12 protein-coding genes are annotated in these 18206 nt (G+C 33.2%); 9 read left to right on the forward strand and 3 right to left on the reverse strand.

The window, feature by feature from the left end; all coding sequences use genetic code 11:
- Positions 1 to 59 precede the first annotated feature (59 nt).
- Positions 60 to 2204, forward strand: a complete 2145-nt coding sequence (locus DG508_RS04780) for a tetratricopeptide repeat-containing sensor histidine kinase (protein ID WP_108867034.1) — start codon at positions 60 to 62, stop codon at positions 2202 to 2204.
- Positions 2194 to 2838, forward strand: a complete 645-nt coding sequence (locus DG508_RS04785) for a response regulator transcription factor (protein WP_103863751.1) — start codon at positions 2194 to 2196, stop codon at positions 2836 to 2838. Before DG508_RS04780 ends, DG508_RS04785 begins: the two co-directional genes overlap by 11 nt.
- A 358-nt stretch (positions 2839 to 3196) precedes the next feature.
- On the opposite strand, the gene DG508_RS04790 is transcribed toward DG508_RS04785, so the two are convergent.
- The 3 genes from DG508_RS04790 to DG508_RS04800 form a co-directional block, all read right to left on the reverse strand.
- A complete protein-coding gene (locus DG508_RS04790; RefSeq protein WP_108867035.1) occupies positions 3197 to 5980 on the reverse strand; it encodes a T9SS type B sorting domain-containing protein in 2784 nt (927 codons plus the stop codon).
- A 174-nt stretch (positions 5981 to 6154) separates the two neighbouring features.
- Positions 6155 to 7072 carry a PorP/SprF family type IX secretion system membrane protein gene (locus DG508_RS04795; protein ID WP_108867036.1) on the reverse strand — a complete coding sequence of 306 codons (918 nt, stop codon included), beginning with the start codon at positions 7070 to 7072 and terminating at the stop codon, positions 6155 to 6157.
- Positions 7073 to 7075: 3 nt separating this feature from the next.
- Positions 7076 to 12250 (reverse strand): T9SS type B sorting domain-containing protein, encoded by a 5175-nt coding sequence (locus tag DG508_RS04800; protein WP_108867037.1) that lies wholly within the window; start codon positions 12248 to 12250, stop codon positions 7076 to 7078.
- Positions 12251 to 12746: 496 nt separating this feature from the next.
- On the opposite strand from DG508_RS04800, the gene DG508_RS04805 reads away from it, so the two are divergent.
- The 7 genes from DG508_RS04805 to DG508_RS04835 all read left to right on the forward strand — a co-directional run bounded on the left by DG508_RS04805 (position 12747) and on the right by DG508_RS04835 (position 17792).
- The gene (locus DG508_RS04805; protein ID WP_108867038.1) at positions 12747 to 13166 is read left to right on the forward strand and encodes a hypothetical protein; all 420 of its coding nucleotides are present in this window, start codon (positions 12747 to 12749) and stop codon (positions 13164 to 13166) included.
- Between the two features lie 10 nt (positions 13167 to 13176).
- Entirely contained in the window at positions 13177 to 13791 is a 615-nt protein-coding gene (locus DG508_RS04810) for an SIMPL domain-containing protein (protein ID WP_159090672.1), read from the forward strand.
- 36 nt (positions 13792 to 13827) lie between these two features.
- Positions 13828 to 14511 carry a Lipl32 family lipoprotein gene (locus DG508_RS04815; RefSeq protein WP_108867040.1) on the forward strand — a complete coding sequence of 228 codons (684 nt, stop codon included), beginning with the start codon at positions 13828 to 13830 and terminating at the stop codon, positions 14509 to 14511.
- 103 nt (positions 14512 to 14614) lie between these two features.
- The gene (locus tag DG508_RS04820) at positions 14615 to 14824 is read left to right on the forward strand and encodes a hypothetical protein (RefSeq protein ID WP_108867041.1); all 210 of its coding nucleotides are present in this window, start codon (positions 14615 to 14617) and stop codon (positions 14822 to 14824) included.
- A gap of 22 nt (positions 14825 to 14846) precedes the next feature.
- Positions 14847 to 15605, forward strand: coding sequence for a hypothetical protein (locus DG508_RS04825; RefSeq protein ID WP_108867042.1), 759 nt, complete (start codon positions 14847 to 14849; stop codon positions 15603 to 15605).
- A gap of 29 nt (positions 15606 to 15634) precedes the next feature.
- Positions 15635 to 16684, forward strand: a complete 1050-nt coding sequence (locus DG508_RS04830) for an SPFH domain-containing protein (protein WP_108867043.1) — start codon at positions 15635 to 15637, stop codon at positions 16682 to 16684.
- A gap of 31 nt (positions 16685 to 16715) precedes the next feature.
- Positions 16716 to 17792 carry a DUF6620 family protein gene (locus tag DG508_RS04835; RefSeq protein ID WP_159090674.1) on the forward strand — a complete coding sequence of 359 codons (1077 nt, stop codon included), beginning with the start codon at positions 16716 to 16718 and terminating at the stop codon, positions 17790 to 17792.
- Positions 17793 to 18206 lie beyond the last annotated feature (414 nt).

Genomic DNA, 18206 nt, shown 5'->3' on the forward strand with positions numbered 1-18206 from the left:
GCATATAAAACCCCTATTTTCAGGGATGTTAGTATCTCTTATAATTAATACATTTGCTTATGCTTAAAATTCTACATTTTCTTTTTGCTTATGGATTACTAGTACTTCCTTTTACTATAAAAGCGCAAGTAAATAAGGTAACTCCATCTCAATCAGCAAAAGTTACTTCTTTAGAAGAGCAAGAAAAAAAAGAAGTTGCAGAAGCATACAAATTGTATAATATTGGTAGTAAAGACGTAAAAAAAGTAGTTCACAGATTACTCAAAACTTTAAAAACAAAAAAATCTCTTACCAATGCCAATTTACTTTTAGCCTATTATTTTCAAAACAAAGCGCTGGTTGACTCTTCTATATATTATGTAAACAAATCATTACAGTATGAATTAGCTGATGATTCTACACAAGCCAAAAAAACATCTCTAGCTTACAACATATTAGCTATTAATTATAAAAACAAAGGCCTATTACAAGAGAGCAAAAAATGGCATCTAAAAGGAATAGAATTTGCAGAAAAATTCAATGAAGAAGACCTGTATTACACTCATATACATGGACTTGCTAACACCTATAGTGAACTAGGTGATTTAAAAAAATCTCTAGAACTTTTTAAAGAGTGCCTTCAATACAAAGATGACAAAGAAATTATATATGGCAGTTACATTAACATAGCCATTATTTATTCAGAGATTAAAGATTTTGAATCTTCTGATATGTACCTCAAAAAAGGACTTGATCTTGCAAACAAAAACAATGATATCAGAGCATCTGCTTTTATTAATCATAGCTTAGCAGGAAATGCACAAGAACAAGGAAAACTTGATTTAGCTATATCTCTTTATAATAAAACTATTGAAGCTGCAAAAGAGTTCAACCTTAACCAACTTGGTTTAACCGCAAAAATAGATATAGGGAACTTATTAGTCTCTTCCAAAAAATACAAAGAAGCTGAAATCATATTCACCGCTGCATTAAATGATGCTATCAAACTTGGTTATTTAGGGCATTTGTCTACTATTTATGAAAATCTTCAAAGAATCTCAAGACAACAAGAGAACTATAAAAATGCTTTATATTTTGCTACCAAAAATTTTAGTATCAAAGACTCTATTAATAAGCTGCAAAAGGACAAAGAAATTAATGAGCTAGAAGTAAGATATCAAACGCTACAAAAAGAAAAAGAAATTAAATTTTTGCAGATTGAAAATGCCAATCGCTCCCTAGATGTAAAACATCAACAAGAAACCATCAAAAACCTACAATTACTACAGGAAGTACAGAAAAAAGAAAATGAAAACAGGATTTTGTCATATCATAATGCTGCAGAAAAAAAACGTAATGAAATTACTTTATTAAAAAAAGATCAAGAGATTCAAGAATCTAATCTAGAAAGACAAAAAAGTATCAAAAATATTATCCTTTATTCTTTTTTAATTCTACTTGTACCAGTTATTGGGTTATTATTTACTTACTATCAAAAATTACAGGCTCAAAGTGAACTTAATAAAAAGCAAGAAGAAATAAACAAACAAAAAATATCAAGTTTATTAAAAGATCAAGAATTAAAACTTATAAAAGCTTCTATAAAAGGACAAGACAAAGAAAGAAAACGTATTGCACTAGAGTTACATGATAGCATTGGAGGAAACCTAGCTGCTATAAAACTACAGCTTAATAATACTTTAATTAATGGCAACAAACAACCTCTAAAAATTATTAACTCTCAAATTGATGACACATATCAACAGGTTCGAAATTTATCTCATAATTTAGTCCCTAAGAAATTTAGTAAAAATAATTTTTGCGATGTTCTAGAAGAGTATTTAAATAATATAGGAGGAGCAACTAGCTTAACCACTTCGTTTGGCGTATACCCCAGAAAAGAAATAGATGTTTTGAATGAGGTATTACAGAGTGAGATTTTTAAAATTATTCAAGAATTGATTACTAATACAATCAAACATGCCAAAGCATCTTCTATAGAATTACAATTAAATTTGGTTGAAAACGTATTAAATGTATTATTTGAAGATAATGGAGTAGGTTTTAACACAAAAAACAATGATTCTGGAATTGGTTTTGAAAATATAAAGAGTAGATTAAAAAAAGTATCTGGATCCTTACATATCGATTCTAGAATTGATAGAGGTACTATAATAGATATAGAAATACCAACATTAATAACAATTAATAATAATGAAATATAACCTGATAATAGCCGATGACCATAAAATGTTTTTAGATGGTCTACTAAGTATTCTAAATTCTGAAAAAGATTATAACATCTTACTAACTGCCAAAGATGGTAAACATATTGCAAAATATCTAGAGATCAACCCTGATGAAAAAATAGATCTCATTATAACAGATATCTCTATGCCTGAAATGGATGGAATATCTCTGAATAAGATAGTAAAAGAACGAAACAAGAGTACAAAAACCCTAGTAGTTAGTATGCACACTGATGCAGAAATGATTGATAACCTTATTGAGCACGATGTTGATGGCTATGTTCCTAAAAATGCTGAAAAAGAAGAACTTTTAAAAGCGATAAAGACGATATTAGGCGGTGAGAAATATTTTTCTAAAGAAATAAAGAACATATATCTCGAAAATAAATTTTCTAAAAAGAAACAAGAAGAAATCAAATTAACACAACGAGAAATAGATGTTATTACACTTATAGCTCAAGAATTTACTACGCAAGAAATTGCTGATCAGTTATTCTTAAGTAAACATACAATAGAGAGTTATAGAAAGAATCTAATCGCCAAACTTAATGTAAGGAACCTTGCAGGATTGACTAAATATGCAATAAAAATGAAATACATAAAGTCATAAAAAGACTATCACTTTTTGGTACATTCATCGCGCTTTTTATAAAAAAAGCTTGCAAACATAAGCTGTTTCTTAAAAAAGGCATAGTTTTCAGAGACAGAAAATCTATTGTATTATCAAGTGATTAGAAGTTTCTTTGTTTATGTAAAAAAGTTCTTTTTTCTTTCTCTTCTATTTTTCATTAATATCTCTAACTAAAAATGTGAGTTTAATGTAAATATAGAGAACTAAAAAAAAGACTGTCTTTTCAGACAGTCTTTATTACTACATTGCAACTATAGTGTTCTATAACTAATAGGCATACCAAATATCGTCATAAAACCTCTTTAATAGTATTAACTATTACGCATACTTTCATGCTTTATCGTTTTAAAACCAAAAAACCTGTTTCTTTTTTCAAGTTATGTGGACCATTTATTTTTATATTAAAAAAATAGGTTCCCTCTGGCAATTTATCTCCACCTAAACTTCTTTTTCTATTTGCTATCCCTCTAAAAACTTTTGAGGTATTATTATATCCTTCTATCTCATATACCAAATCTCCCCAACGATTATAAATTAAGACTCTATTATTAGGATAGTTTTCAATACCATAAATCTCCCAGTATTCATTAATCCCGTCACCATCTGGAGAAAACCCATATCTTGTCTTATCTTCTGGTCGAGGTGTTACATAAACTGTAATAGAATCTTCTGCAACGCACCCTTGGTTATTGGTAAATACGACCGTATACGTTATCGTCTGATTTGGGTTTGCCATTGGGTTTGCGATATCAGAAGCACTTAATCCTATAGATGGGCTCCAACTATATACACCTGCAGAAGTCCCCTCTGCATGTAACTGTATTGTTTCTCCCTCTCTAATATCCTGATCTTCTCCTGCTTCTACAGTTTCTTCTTGTTGATATACTCTAAATATACAATTTGAGCTATTATCATTGGCATCGGTTGCTGTAATGGTTATCTGCATTCCATCTACGATAGGACTTCCTGCCATTGGTTCTTGGGTAATTACTGGAATTGGATCTACATTATCAGTCACTTCAACCAATTCTGTATAATCAGGAACAAGAAGGGCTTCACAAATTAATTCTTGCTCACTTATACAACTTATCCTTGGTGGTTCAGTATCTGGATCAGGATTGGTTACTTCATAAGGCACAATAGCAAATTGAGGAGAACTTGTATAATCTTGTTTTGGTAATCTGCTTAAATAACGTGCCCATGCATCAAAGGCTCCATCAGTTTCTGCATCTACAGAAGCAGCTAATGCAGGTTGCATATTAGCTCCATATCCTGTAGGGCTTTCTGGATAGCCATTCATCTCTAACCCTTCACATTTATCTGCACTACTATAGTTTAAATCATACAATTCACTAAAGTTTTCTGCCTCTCTGCCCGATGCATCAACATAATCAAAAGTATAACTACTAGATTTTAGCCAACAAAAAGGAGGAGTCATAATTCCGACAGGGAAAACAGTTTTCCACCTTAAAACTGACAATGCATTATTATAGCCCAATCCATTGATATACCCCATTGTCCATGTAAAAAAATTATCTTGCCATGGTGATAACAACACCTCATCAGTAGGATTGATAACATGCAATGTATTGCTATTTACATTATCCACATATTGTCTTTTGTATTCTCTCAAATTATTATTCAGTTTTTCTTCAAAATATTTTTTTAATGTATGATTATCCGGTGTTATATACGCTGTTTGACCTAAGGTCCTCATGTTCCATGCTTGTCCTCTTACCTGACCCTTATTATACAACCCTTTTGACATACCTCTATAGCCTACAGCCAAATTCATAAAATTGTATGTTGTCCAAAATTGTAATTCTTCTAAATAAAAATAATCACCAGTTATCAAGTATGGCAAATAAGCTATAGAAGGCTGATGATCACTATCTGGTGTATGCCTACTTAACCCATTAGTAATAGCATAAAAACCTACACCTTGATTTGCAGGTACTTCATACTTTCCTGTAGATGGATTGCGTGTATCCGAAATCCTACGTATTCCTATATAAGGATAATCATCTATAGAAACAGGTAAATCAGTATTTTTATCTCGAAAATGTATTTGATATGCCCCTCCTGAGTTTCCGTTTGCCAATGTATTAAAATAAGCCCTTGAATCCATTGTCAACATATATCTAGCCCCATAATCAGGAAGAGGTCCGATATCAGCATGCTGTCCAGTTCTAGGCATATAACTAGTTAAATTACCATTATCCATGGGTTCAAAAGAATCTTCCATACCAGCTAAAGCTGTTTCTGAAATTATAATACTTTGATCATAATTGGGTATTGCACGTGTTTCTAAAAAATAAGAAATATTATAATCAACATGAACGTTATTTTTATCTCCCCACCAAAAAACTTTTCTCCACCTAGCATGATGCGTATGACTTAACCCTTTTTTACTATAAAGAATGTTTGAGTTTGATTTAATCTCTACCTCATACAAAAAGCCTTTTGGATCCGCCACATACGTCCAATTATTTTCTATAACAACATCTGTTCGAACCTTATCAAGTTCATAAGCACGAATATAAAATCGTGCTGTTAGATGAGGATGTATACCTCCATTACCATTCTCTATAGGTGCAGAAACATGCCATTCGGTAACTAACTTACCTTCTAACCATTTTTTTTCTTCTTGAATTGCAAATGATTTTTGCAAAAGTTCTTTCGCAGAACTAGTATATAACTGTCCCTCCAATGTTATATGTATTGAAGTATCGTATCCAGTTTCTAAAAGTTTCTGTAGTGTTATTCCAGTATTTGCATCAACTTGTCCTTGATTGGATAAAATGATTACTACGCTTTCTTTAGCAGCTAAAAATGGTATTTCACAAGTTATAACTGCATGACGCAAGGAACCGTCCTTATGAGTTGCCTTTACATCTACTTGTAAATCTATCACTTCTCCTGCACTTAATTTCGCCTGCAAATAGCTTCCTTGCGGAACGTCTCCTTCTTTAAAAACATGTCCAAAGGTCGCTAATACATTATTCCGTGATACATTACTTACATCAACTATTCTTATTGTTGTTATTTGGTCAGGAGGATTTGCTTTACTATTCCAATAAAAGGTCAAAAAAAATAAAGTAATTAAAAAACATTTTTTCATAAAGGTTAAATTTAGTCATACCACACACAAGAACTAGTATTACTAAAAACCTATTCCTTATATGTTTTATGCGTGTTACATTCATTTACCCTTATGATGATTTATAAAACATACTTTATAATCTATGTTACAAAGCTAATATCTATCTTTTGATCAAGACATATTCATTATTTCCTATTTTCCAAATCCGTCTCCCATACGATAACTCAAAACAATACCATGTGTATTATTAATAGGAGTATCTCGTAGCGTACGATTATAATTATAAAGTAGTCGCAAATGGTTTGACACATAAAACCCTGCTAGAAAATTCATTGATGTACTCGTTCTGTATCCAGCCCCTACTTCTATTTTGTTTTTGTAATTTATCGTTGTATTAAAATCAGCTTGAACGGGAGCTCCTGATACATGTTTGATCAAGATGCTTGGAGTGATCAAAACCTCTTCAAAACGAGTCGCAAAAAAACGATATCCCGCATATGCATAAAAAGGGCTTTTGATATTAATATTATTCTCTGAAGATAATGAACCTCCCAATAAATTAGGAGCAGAAATACCTACATAGAGATGCTCTCTATTATATAAAACGCCAGCTCCCAAAGTAGGAACAACTGTATTAATATTATTTGCAAAATTAGGATCATTCTGAATACCTAATTCTAGTAAATTCTCATCATAAAGCATCACTCCTCCCGTAATCCCAAAAGAAAGAACATTAGGGTTGTAAGACCACCATCTTGCTTTATTATAATTATGATCAAAAACCAACTTATATGAATATGATGCAAACAGACTTGTAGCCGTAGTAACTCCCACTTGATCACTAACAACCCCTGCTCCTAATCCCATATTACTAGAGTTTAACGATGAATTAAATGTCAATCCTATATTTCTAGGGCTACCTTCAATATGGTTTAAATATCCTCTATTGGTTATAGTAATATCAGCATCTGGATAAAACCCTGCATGAGCTGGATTTATCACGACTGTATTGTAATTATAATTTGCAAAGACAGGTGTTTGCTGCCCAAAGATTGGACATAAGAACCCCGTTAATAGCGTTACTGCTATTATTACATACACTTTTTTCATCAGTTATCGTTTTAAAACCAGAAACCCTGTTTCTTTTCTCAAGTTATGTGAACCATTTATTTTTATATCGAAGAAATAGGTTCCTTCTGGCAATTCATCTCCTCCTAAACTTCTTTTCCTATTTGCTATTCCTTTAAAGGTTTTTGCATTATTATCATATCCTTCTGTTTCATATACCAAATCTCCCCATCGATTATAAATTGATACTTTATTATCTGGATATTCCTCAATACCATAAATTTCCCAGTATTCATTAATCCCATCACCATCTGGAGAAAACCCATACCTGGTCTGATCTTCTGGTCGAGACGCTACAGAAACCGTAATAGAATCTTCTGTAACACACCCCTGATTATTGGTAAACACTACAGTATAAATTACTGTCTGATTTGGGTTTGCTATTGGATTTGCGATATCAGAAGCACTTAGCCCTATAGACGGACTCCAACTATATGTACCTGCAGAAGTTCCTTCTGCCCGTAATTGTACTGTTTCTCCCTCTCTAATATCCTGATCTTCTCCTGCTTCTACGGTTTCTTCTTGTTGATATACTCTAAACACACAATCTGAACTATTATCACTTGCATCGGTTGCCGTAATGGTTATCTGCATTCCATCTACAATAGGACTTCCTGCGCGAGGAGTTTGTATAATTATTGGATTAGGATCTATAGTATCTACCACAGTAAGTAACCCACGGTAATCAGGAACAGAAAATGCATCACAAGAAAGTTCCTGATCTGTAAGACATCCTGATATTGCAGGTCCATCGATATCTACAATCGTTGTTGTGATTATAAAACTACATTGATTACTATTTCCAGACGTATCTGTTACAGTCATCTCTACTGTCATTCCATCTACAAACGGTGATCCTTCTACAGGCGATTGAGTTACTACTGGTGAATTATCACAATTATCCAAAACAGTCACTAAACTAGTGTAATCAGGCAATACAGCTCCACTATCCAGAGATTGATTGCTCAAACAATCTATTGTTGGTCGTTCTGTATCTGAAATGGTAATAGTTTGCACCACATCAATACTATTTCCTGCACCATCGGTTACACTATAGGTGCGCAATACTGTATTGCTAGTTGTCACATCATCAACAAATGCAACCACGGGTGAACCACAATTATCACCTGCATCAGTAACTACTGCAATATCAGGAGTAGGTACATCTGTAGTACAACTTACTGTAATTGCAGATGGGATACTTGCCGTAGGGTTTACAGCATCATTAATCGTAATTGTCTGAGTGACATTTATACTATTCCCTGCACCATCTGTTACACTATATCTACGTAAAACTATAGTTCCTGTCGTGGTATCATCAACAAATGCAACCACAGGAGAACCACAATTATCAGCCGCATCAGTAACTACTGCAATATCAGGAGCAGGTATATCTGTAGCACAACTTACTGTAATTGCAGATGGATTACTTGCTGTTGGATTTAAAGTATCATTAATCGTAATGGTTTGAATAACATTTATACTGTTCCCAGCATCATCAGTCACACTGTAGGTTCTTGTGATAACCTCCGGATTACTCCCTCCATCACTCACATCACTTACAAAAGCAACAGTTGGGATAGCACCACTATTATCTGCCTCATCTGTAACTACCAATGGATCTGGTGTTGGAACATCTGCTATGCATTGCACATTAATTGATACTGGATTACTAGCTGTTGGGTCTTCTGTATCGACACCAGGTATCGTTACCTCAAAATTACATAGAGTTTCTTTTCCACTATTATCTCTAACAGTAATTGTAATTGTTGTATTTGCTGTAAACAAAGTTCCTACATCTGGGCTTTGAGTAATCTCAAGATTCGTATCACAATCATCTGTAGCAACTACAGAACCTCTATAATCTGGTAAATTAGAACCTGAGACTAATGTTTGATTACTTGGGCATGTAGTAATCTGTGGAGCCTCAATATCTGGGATGTTTTTCCCTAAAATAACATGAGCAAACCCAGGATCACTATTCACTAAATAGTTATACGCATATCGACGGTATCTCCCTATAATAAGATCATCGATTCCATCATTATTAACATCTCCAGCATAAGCTCCAGCCCCCTTTATTGAATAACTTGAAAATTCATTTATCCCAAATCCATACGTATGAGCTCCAAAACTTGCAGGAACAGTAGCTTCCCAAGTAGCTTTACCATAAAGAACTCCTCCTGTAGAAGAGCTACCTTTAATGATTAAATCCTGATATCCATCATTATTAAAATCTCCTATATGATTAAGCAGATTTAAATTTGAAGAAAATGAAAAACCGTTAGTTCCATCAAGAGTTGCTAAATCTAGCTCAGCAGAAAAAGTATTTTTCCCAAACAAAACAAATTGATTTCTAAAAGATATATCTTTAAAACCATCATTATTTATATCATCTGTTGCACCTACTTCTGCATAGGTTATATCAACAACAGAATGTGTCACTGCAAAACCATTAGCACCATTTAAATCTTCCACATTTAGTGTTGCAGGGTAATTTGATGATCTTCCAAATACAACATGTTTTCTATTGGTGTTACCTCCAATTACTATATCATTGATCCCATCTCCATTTGCATCTCCAACATTAGCTACAGAACGGCCTACTACATGCAAAGACGTTCCACTATTTGTAATAACGCACCCATTAACTCCATTAATTTCATCTGTTTTAATACTAGCAGGAAAACCCGATCCTGATCCATATACAATAAAACATTTTCCTTTTATATTACGTGAATCATTAGAGCTATTTGCGATAATTACATCATCAATTCCATCCCCGTTTACATCTCCTAAATTATCTAGATCAATTCCTAAAAATTCTTGATTTATCCCTTTTATCACAAAACCATTTGTACCATCAATAGTTGATAAATCTACTATTGGTGTAAACCCTGATGACGAGCCAAAAATAACATATACAGCTCCTGCTCTATACCCACCACTATCACTTCTACGAAAGGGCTCACTCAATATAATATCGTCTATACCATCATTATTAACATCTCCTGCAGTATCTGCTTTATAAAAATGATTATCACTACCTGTTTTAACATAAGGGATTAATTCATTACTTATTTTAAAACCATCTGAACCATTCAAATCCTTTAAAAATATGTTTGAAGGAAACCCAGAAGTTGTTCCAAATACTATATAAACACCTCCAATAACATTAATATGATATCCTCTATATGGGCCAGTAAAATTAACAACATCTCCTTTTGCTACTACTATAAAATCATCAATCCCATCGTTATTAACATCTCCCGCAGTATTCACATCATAACCAGTCTCACTATGGGGTCCTTCTCCATATAACGTAAAACCATTTGTACCATTAAGGTTACTGATAGAAAAATTTGTGGTGCTACAATCTATTTCTTCTGAACTGGTTTTTAGATTTACTGTAAATGAGCAAAAGCCTGTATTACCAGATCTGTCTGTTACTGTTATGGTGACACTTGTATTTGAGGTAAATAAAGTTCCTTCTGGAGGAGTTTGCGTATATACCATATCTGTGTTATAGCTACAATTATCTGTTGCTGATGCTAAAAACTGTATATAATTAGGTAAAGGCGTATTTGTATATAATTCTTGAACACCACTTGGGCAGTTTATTATTGGATCTTCTGTATCAATAACATCTAGTGTATTGCCAAAAAAAACATGAAATGCACCTTTTGTTCTATATGTATCGCTATTATTTAGTTTTTCTCCTACAATAAAATCATTAACCCCATCATTATTAAAATCTCCTGCATTACTTACAGAGTGGCCAAACCCCTTATAACTATACCTTTGATCGTCAAAAATCTGATATCCGTTGGTTCCCTTAAGCTCTAAACTTTGTAATTTATTAGGAAGTGCAGTTCCCCCGTATAATATATAAGCTCCTCCGCTTCTTGCATACCCATCCCAATGAGGAACAGACACTATTAAATCTGTAATCCCATCACTATTAACATCTGATAATCCATCTAAATCAGAAATTCTATATGGATACAAATACCACCCTGCTTCAAAAACAAATTTGTCTCCATCAGGCAAATCCGATAATCTAAACGAAGTAGAGAAAGTAGTATTTTTACCGTATAGCACATATGCTTTTCTAGAACTTGCAATAGCAAGATCATCAATCCCATCATTATTAAAATCTTTTGCTGGAGCTACAGAATTACCTAAGGACTCATATTCTATATCTTCTGTTATATAAAAGCCATTAGTTCCATTTAAAGTAGACAACTCAAAAGTTGCTGCAAAATTGGTGTTTCTCCCAAAAATAATGGCTACTCTTCCTGCTGCCCTAGTTGCACCTTCATTATACCTTGGAAACCCCAAAACCAAATCTTCTACTCCATCATTATTTATATCTCCTGCATTACTTACCTGTATACCATCCCATCTAAAACTTCCAGAAAATCCCTGTATAACAAATCCATTTGTACCATCTAAATCTGCACTATTTATGTTCCCAATAGTCGGACTTCCATACACAACATAAGCTTTACCAGAAGTAGATAAAGCACCTCCAATTATAATATCATCAATTCCATCCCTATTTACATCTCCTGCATTACTTACATTTTGATGTGAATTAGTATCTTCTACAAGAATACCATTTACACCATCAATATCTGATCTTGTGTAAAGTGGCAAAAAACCAGTAGTGCTACCAAATATAATGATCACATCATTAGAGTAGGTACCTATTAAAACATCTTCCAGTCCATCATTGTTAATATCTCCCGCCCTACTTACACTATATCCTAATCGTTCACCAGTAACAATACCCCTTACCACAAAACCATTCGTACCATCTAGCGTATTAATGTCGACAGAAGCAGAAGTAATACCAGTACCCCCAAAAACAACATAAGCCTCACCTATATTCTCTACAGTACCATCATCAACTCCAGGGGCTCCTACAATAATATCTGAGATCCCATCTCCATTTACATCCCCTAACTCACTAACAGATTCTCCCATATCATCTGTTTCATTTTTCCCTTCCTTACTAAAACGATGCGTGTCATTTGTGTCTGATATTTGCACATCTGGACACCCCTGCCCAAATGACACAAAAGAACTACAAAACAATAGAAAACATATCGTCTGTATTTTTGAATTAATCCCGAAATTACATCTCACCCAAGTCATGTTAATTATATTTTGGGGCAAAACTATACCGCTTTCTTTTAATAAAAATCACTGAAAACAGTGATTTAAATAAATCATACAAATAATATTTTAATCAATAAATAAGAACTATGAATAACATCATTAATCTTCTTCTTTTTTCACTTTACAACCTCTTTATTTCAATTAAGAATTGGTATTATATTCCTTTATTATAAAATCACATTATAAACTTGTTATAAATTACCTCCTCTACAGATAGAAATACAATATTTCAGAAAAACAACCTAAACAAATAACAACCAACACCTTAACAAGAAACCCTATACATAATCCATCAAACAACCCCCTGTTTTCAGGGTAGTACATTTCACTATAAAAGGTGTTTTCCTCGGGTGACTTCTCCTGCATCTTTGCACTGTGATTATTAGTCATCAAAACAAGTATCAAAAAAACAGATATATGAAGACTATCACATCACAAAAAAATAAATACTAACCCTTAAAAACCAAAAATCATGACTTGGGGAATCACATTAATTTTATTAAGTATTATAGCAGTACCATCTTTATTGTTATCAAAAAAGCCAAATGCAAAAGAACTTCTTGAAAAAATCGAACCTTACCAAGGGTGGATCGGACTAGTATTCTGTTTCTGGGGAATATGGGGAGTAATCAGTTCTATTTTAGGCCTAGGTTGGTTTGCTTCATTTCCTGTACGATGGACTGTTTATTTAGCTGGAAACGCAGTTGAAGCAATATTAGGATTTATGTTAGGTTTTGGAATGATCAACAAGCTTGTATTATCTAAAAATGAAGCTGCTAAAGAAAAAGCGATCGCTCTAAGAGAAAAAATAGCTCCAAAACAAGGAAAATTAGGAGTTTTAGGATTAATTATAGGAGCATTAATGATTGTATTATCATTCTTACCTTACTAAAAACAAAACAATGAAAAAGCTAGTTTTTATACTCTTACTTACAGTCACTTCTGTATTTTCTCAAGAAAATAGCAAAACGCTAACTATTGTAGGAGAAGCAGGCAAACAGGTAGAAATTGAGAATTATTTCCTTACCATTTCGCTAAAACAAATTGTTGCTGATGGTTATCAACAACTAGAGCCCAAAAGCTTATCAGAAGTAGAACAATTATATGCAGATAAATTAAAAGCTATAGGAGTTGATTTCAGTAAGTTTAGTAAAAACACGCTTTATCAGCTATACTCATCTTATTCTCAGGTAAACGATGTATCCTATTACAATTATTCAACATCCTCTGAAGAAGAAATGATTAAAATTATTGGGCAAAAAATGAATGGGTTGACAATTACACAAGTAGAAGCTATAGCCAAAGAAAAAACAAATACAGAATTGGTTGCTCTTACACAAACTGCAATTGAAGACGCAAAGAAAAAAGCTCAAAAAATAGCTGAAAATCTCAATACAAAGTTGGGAGATATTATAAAAATTGAAGATTCTAGTAATAAAATGCAGTACATCAATATGTATAAACCACAAGAGGTTCAAAAACAATTTGTAACGGTTACTTTTAAACTAGAACAATAAAACAGTTAATTAACAATTAATATATAAATTCGAATAATGAAAACAAAAATTGTAATCCTAGCCGTAATCTTAGCTTTCGGAAGTAGTTTTAATAGCCAAGCGCAAAAGCTAAAGAAGTTTGGTAGCTCTATCGAAAAAAAGATAGGACCAAAAACGATAAAAGTACCTTACACAGATGTAGTATCTTATTTAGGATATGCATCTCCAGGTAACGAGGATGAAGTAAAAGATGATAAAAAATTCTATTACATCTATGTATGGGTTCCTGCTGTTGCTCCAGAATTAGGTATCAGAATGATGTCTCCTGTAGGAAAAACTAAAATCAAAAAAGCTATAAAATCAGCTGCATATACAGAAAATGCTAAATCTTCTGAGTACTTTGATACTTACATTACATTAGAGCGTTCTGATATCATCAGCAAAGATAAAATTAGTGACGACGCTGTAAAAAGTGCTAATTGGGTAACTTTAGAGCGTAATGATGATAGTAGTGAGATGCCAAAACAACCAAGCGGAAGCAGCTATAACTCATTATTAAGATACAAAAGTGAAGCTGGTAACCCTACCAAAGCACTTACTGTTGGACTATACCGTATAGGTTTTACTACATACAAAAGAGGTGTGGTAAAAGGTACTTTCTTAGCAGAAGTTGCAGCTCCTATCAAACTACCTGGAGTAGTAATGGCTAAGACTATCAGTGAGTTAAAAAAAGGACTATAAAATTATAGTTGAATAGTTTTGCCCCCAATGGTTATTCCTATATTTTTTTTAGCTTTAAAATATAGGAATAACCTATTTTTATTCTACATATTAAAACCAAAAAATGGAGGAAAACAACAACAAAAACTCTAAAAAAGAAGATACTCAAAAAGATTTTCTTGATGATATTTTAGCCAATGCCTTGTCTTCCACAAAAAAACATAAAGAAGCTAATGCAGGTCTAGAAACCAAGAAATGTAAAAGCTGTGGTGCTGCAAGACCAGAAGATACTAATCTCCAATATTGTGACTTCTGTGGAAACCAATTTTATTAAAATATAATTCTTTTTTTACGATATGTCTTTTGATGAAACACAAAATAGATGGGACACTTTCTTAAACAAAATCACAAAACGATTTGAAGAAATATTAGACAAAGCAGAAGTAGCATTGCCCTTAGTATTTGAAGCAACAGATTTAGAAGTCAATACATTTTTAAATGCATGGCAAGGGATATACTCACAAGCTAGTGACCTTATCTATAAAATAGAAGATACCTGGTATGAAAAAGTTCAAGAAACTTTTGAAAATGTAGGTATAGAATTTGGTTCTAAACCATTAAACCAAGAACGAAATAAAGGACTCTTGATCAAATTTGATCTCGAACAAAAACTAAAGTCCTATGAAGTAAAAATATTTTCTAATGTTGCCAACACATTATTAGTTGCTGTAAAAGACATATTATCAAAAGATTTTTGTTGCACTCAATGTCAGGCCAAACTGCCTGTAAAAGACAATTTTTTCAGATCATATTATTGTACCTGCGAATATTGTCAAACTGTAAACACATTTGAGCCAGGAACCAAAGCCCGTAATGTAGAACACTTTACCCTAGATGCTTTGGGAGAAGAAGCCGCTCTACAACATTATCTTCAATACGAGCACTACAAGTTTCAAAACTACCTGCATAACAAAAAGGTTTATAAAAAAGAAGAATTGACTTCTGAATATCAAAAATATGTAGAAGCTTTCTTGAAAAAAAGAATTGAGATCATCCCAGAATACAATGATCGTTATGAAAAAGACTTAATTGCCAAAATGGCTCTTATAGATTAGTTTTTATTAATACTCATAAACCCAAAAACATGTTAGATTCACTTAAAAGTCAATTACGTTCTATAATAGAATGGAAAAACCCTGCCCCAGAAACTCTCTTTGAAAAATGGACAGAAAATGGGGATGAAATAAAAAATGCTTCTAAATTAATTATAGGCCCAGGACAAGGATGCCTTTTTGTTTATGAAGGTAAGGTAGAGGGCTATTTTGACCAAGAAGGTATGTATGATCTTAAAACAGACAACATCCCTTTCTGGACAACGATCAAACATATTATGTATTCTTTTGAATCTCGCCATAAAGTTGGTATTTTCTTTTACAGAAAAGCAGAGATGCAAAACATCCGCTGGGGAACCCCTTCACCTATTACTTATAAAGACCCTATTTATAATTTCCCTGTGGGATTAGGAGCTTTTGGTAATTTCTCTTTCAAGATTACAAAACCTGTAGAGTTTTTTACTAATGTAATTGCTGGTATTGATTACTACCCCGTAAAAGCAATACAAAAAGTAATTCTATCAAGAATCACACAACCTATAAGTGATTATCTGGCAAATGCTTCATTTAGTTATACCGAAATTGACAAGAACCGAAATGAGATTGCTTCGTTTAGTCAAAATGCAAGTATTCAGATTTTTGAAGAACTAGGTTTTGAACTACTCGATTTTAGAATAGAAGGCACCAATTTTGATGAAGAAACCAATACTCGAATTGGTCGAATTGCTGATATGAGTGCAGAAGCACAAGCTATGAAAGAATTAGGAGTAAGCTACCAAGATTACCAACAACTCGAAGCTTTAAAAAACATGGCAAAAAATGAAGGAGGTGGTAATATAGGAATGCAAATGGGTGCTGGGTTAGGAATGGGACAAGTGCTGGGCAATATGATAAATCCACAACAAAATCAGACACAACAGCAACAAAACACCCCTCAACAACAAAACACTCCCCCTCCTGCTCAACCCGCTAGTGATGACCCTATTCAAAAACTTGAAAAATTGAAAAAAATATTTGATGCTGGATTGATCGATGAACAAGAGTATAAGCAGAAAAAGCAAGAAATATTATCTCAATTATAACAACAAAATCAATTTAAATAAACAAAACAATATGAATACCATTAACGAACTATATCAAGATGTTTCTGGGCAACAAAAAGAAGACTACAGAGATTACATCTTAACTATTTCTCGTATGGACTGGGAAAATTATGATTTTAATACTTGGCCTGGAGCAGATCTTTCTTACCCTGATCTTGATGAAGATGTAAATTATGATGTATGGCCTTTTAAACCTAATTTAGATGAACCTCACTGGATTAACTTAAATGATATTGCTTCAGGTATTTCCAGATACGGATACGCCAATAGGCTTGAAATGCCAGATGAAATTGTCGGACTTGATCATGAAGAGGCTAAGAAAATATTTGAAGGAATCAAAGGCATACAGAATAGTCACCCAGAGGAATTCAGTACTCAAATCAATACGTATGGCTTTACAGATGAGAATCATTTTTTATGGGCAACCCTAGCCCTAGAATCATCTGAAGAGCAAGCATATGAAGCTGCTGATGCTTTACTTAGAGAAGCAACTGATAAACTCAATGCCGAGATGGATGCTCAAATAGAAGCCGCAGAATCTGGTGGTTTATTAGATCCAATAAGCGGAATAGATATGCAAACATGGGCCGCCGCCAATGCAAAAATCGCTGGTGGTATGGATCTTGAGGAGGTACTTAAAATTATAGGTACAGAAAAACCAATCTGGGATGAAGTATCTGCAGAGTGGAATGCTCGAATGTCTCAGGATACTACATATGCTATTGTAAAAGTATATGGAGATGCCTTTACTAATTCTGATATAGGCTTATTTGCTCAGACCAATGCAGACCAACAAACTTCTACTGATGCTATAACTGGCGACAGTGCATTAGATAAAGTAAAAGAAGATTTTGAACTCTATATCAAAATCATGTGTCATCAAAGTATGGGATCTACTCAAGGTAAAGATGCTGCTTCAATCCTACAAGAATACGGACTTAGTGTGAGTGATTGGGGAATGGTTGGAGCACACTGGACTCCAAAAATGGCAACAGATACCCGCATGGCTCAAAAAATGGGAGAATATATGGAAAAATACAATGCAGAATTTGCTTCTGCAAAAGCAGGAGATGATATAGATTTCTAACAAAACCATTCATGATTGCGGATGACCCGGGACTCACCAGAAATCCCATAACACTATAATACTAGTATGGTGATAACGGGTCATCTTATATGAATATAATTACTTTTCTAAGGTAAAGAAATCAAATATCCCCTCAATACCCACTATCAGATAGTATCTCTAATATCCTTCTTCAAAAAAAAACATTGACATACTATACTTACAGGATATACGTTGTTACTCTTTCAAACAACTAATTTACCTATAAACATATGCCATTTTTCATCTTTTGTCCTCCATCTGCATCAGTCACATTTGTAATATACTGAAATACAGAACTCATCATTAATATTGAAGTACTTATTCTAGTAAACTACTTTATTTTAACAATAAAGCCTCATATTTGTAGGAAGTTTATAGTTTCATAAAAAAATA

It is taken from the genome of Aquimarina aquimarini, from assembly GCF_900299535.1.
Taxonomy (GTDB): domain Bacteria; phylum Bacteroidota; class Bacteroidia; order Flavobacteriales; family Flavobacteriaceae; genus Aquimarina; species Aquimarina aquimarini.

Excerpts from the sequence above, each read along its gene's own strand:
- DG508_RS04780 (WP_108867034.1), top strand. The coding sequence starts at position 60 with ATGCTTAAAATTCTACATTTTCTTTTTGCTTATGGATTACTAGTACTT.
- DG508_RS04785 (WP_103863751.1), top strand. The coding sequence starts at position 2,194 with ATGAAATATAACCTGATAATAGCCGATGACCATAAAATGTTTTTAGAT.
- DG508_RS04790 (WP_108867035.1), bottom strand. The coding sequence starts at position 5,980 with ATGAAAAAATGTTTTTTAATTACTTTATTTTTTTTGACCTTTTATTGG.
- DG508_RS04795 (WP_108867036.1), bottom strand. The coding sequence starts at position 7,072 with ATGAAAAAAGTGTATGTAATAATAGCAGTAACGCTATTAACGGGGTTC.
- DG508_RS04800 (WP_108867037.1), bottom strand. The coding sequence starts at position 12,250 with ATGACTTGGGTGAGATGTAATTTCGGGATTAATTCAAAAATACAGACG.
- DG508_RS04805 (WP_108867038.1), top strand. The coding sequence starts at position 12,747 with ATGACTTGGGGAATCACATTAATTTTATTAAGTATTATAGCAGTACCA.
- DG508_RS04810 (WP_159090672.1), top strand. The coding sequence starts at position 13,177 with ATGAAAAAGCTAGTTTTTATACTCTTACTTACAGTCACTTCTGTATTT.
- DG508_RS04815 (WP_108867040.1), top strand. The coding sequence starts at position 13,828 with ATGAAAACAAAAATTGTAATCCTAGCCGTAATCTTAGCTTTCGGAAGT.
- DG508_RS04820 (WP_108867041.1), top strand. The coding sequence starts at position 14,615 with ATGGAGGAAAACAACAACAAAAACTCTAAAAAAGAAGATACTCAAAAA.
- DG508_RS04825 (WP_108867042.1), top strand. The coding sequence starts at position 14,847 with ATGTCTTTTGATGAAACACAAAATAGATGGGACACTTTCTTAAACAAA.
- DG508_RS04830 (WP_108867043.1), top strand. The coding sequence starts at position 15,635 with ATGTTAGATTCACTTAAAAGTCAATTACGTTCTATAATAGAATGGAAA.
- DG508_RS04835 (WP_159090674.1), top strand. The coding sequence starts at position 16,716 with ATGAATACCATTAACGAACTATATCAAGATGTTTCTGGGCAACAAAAA.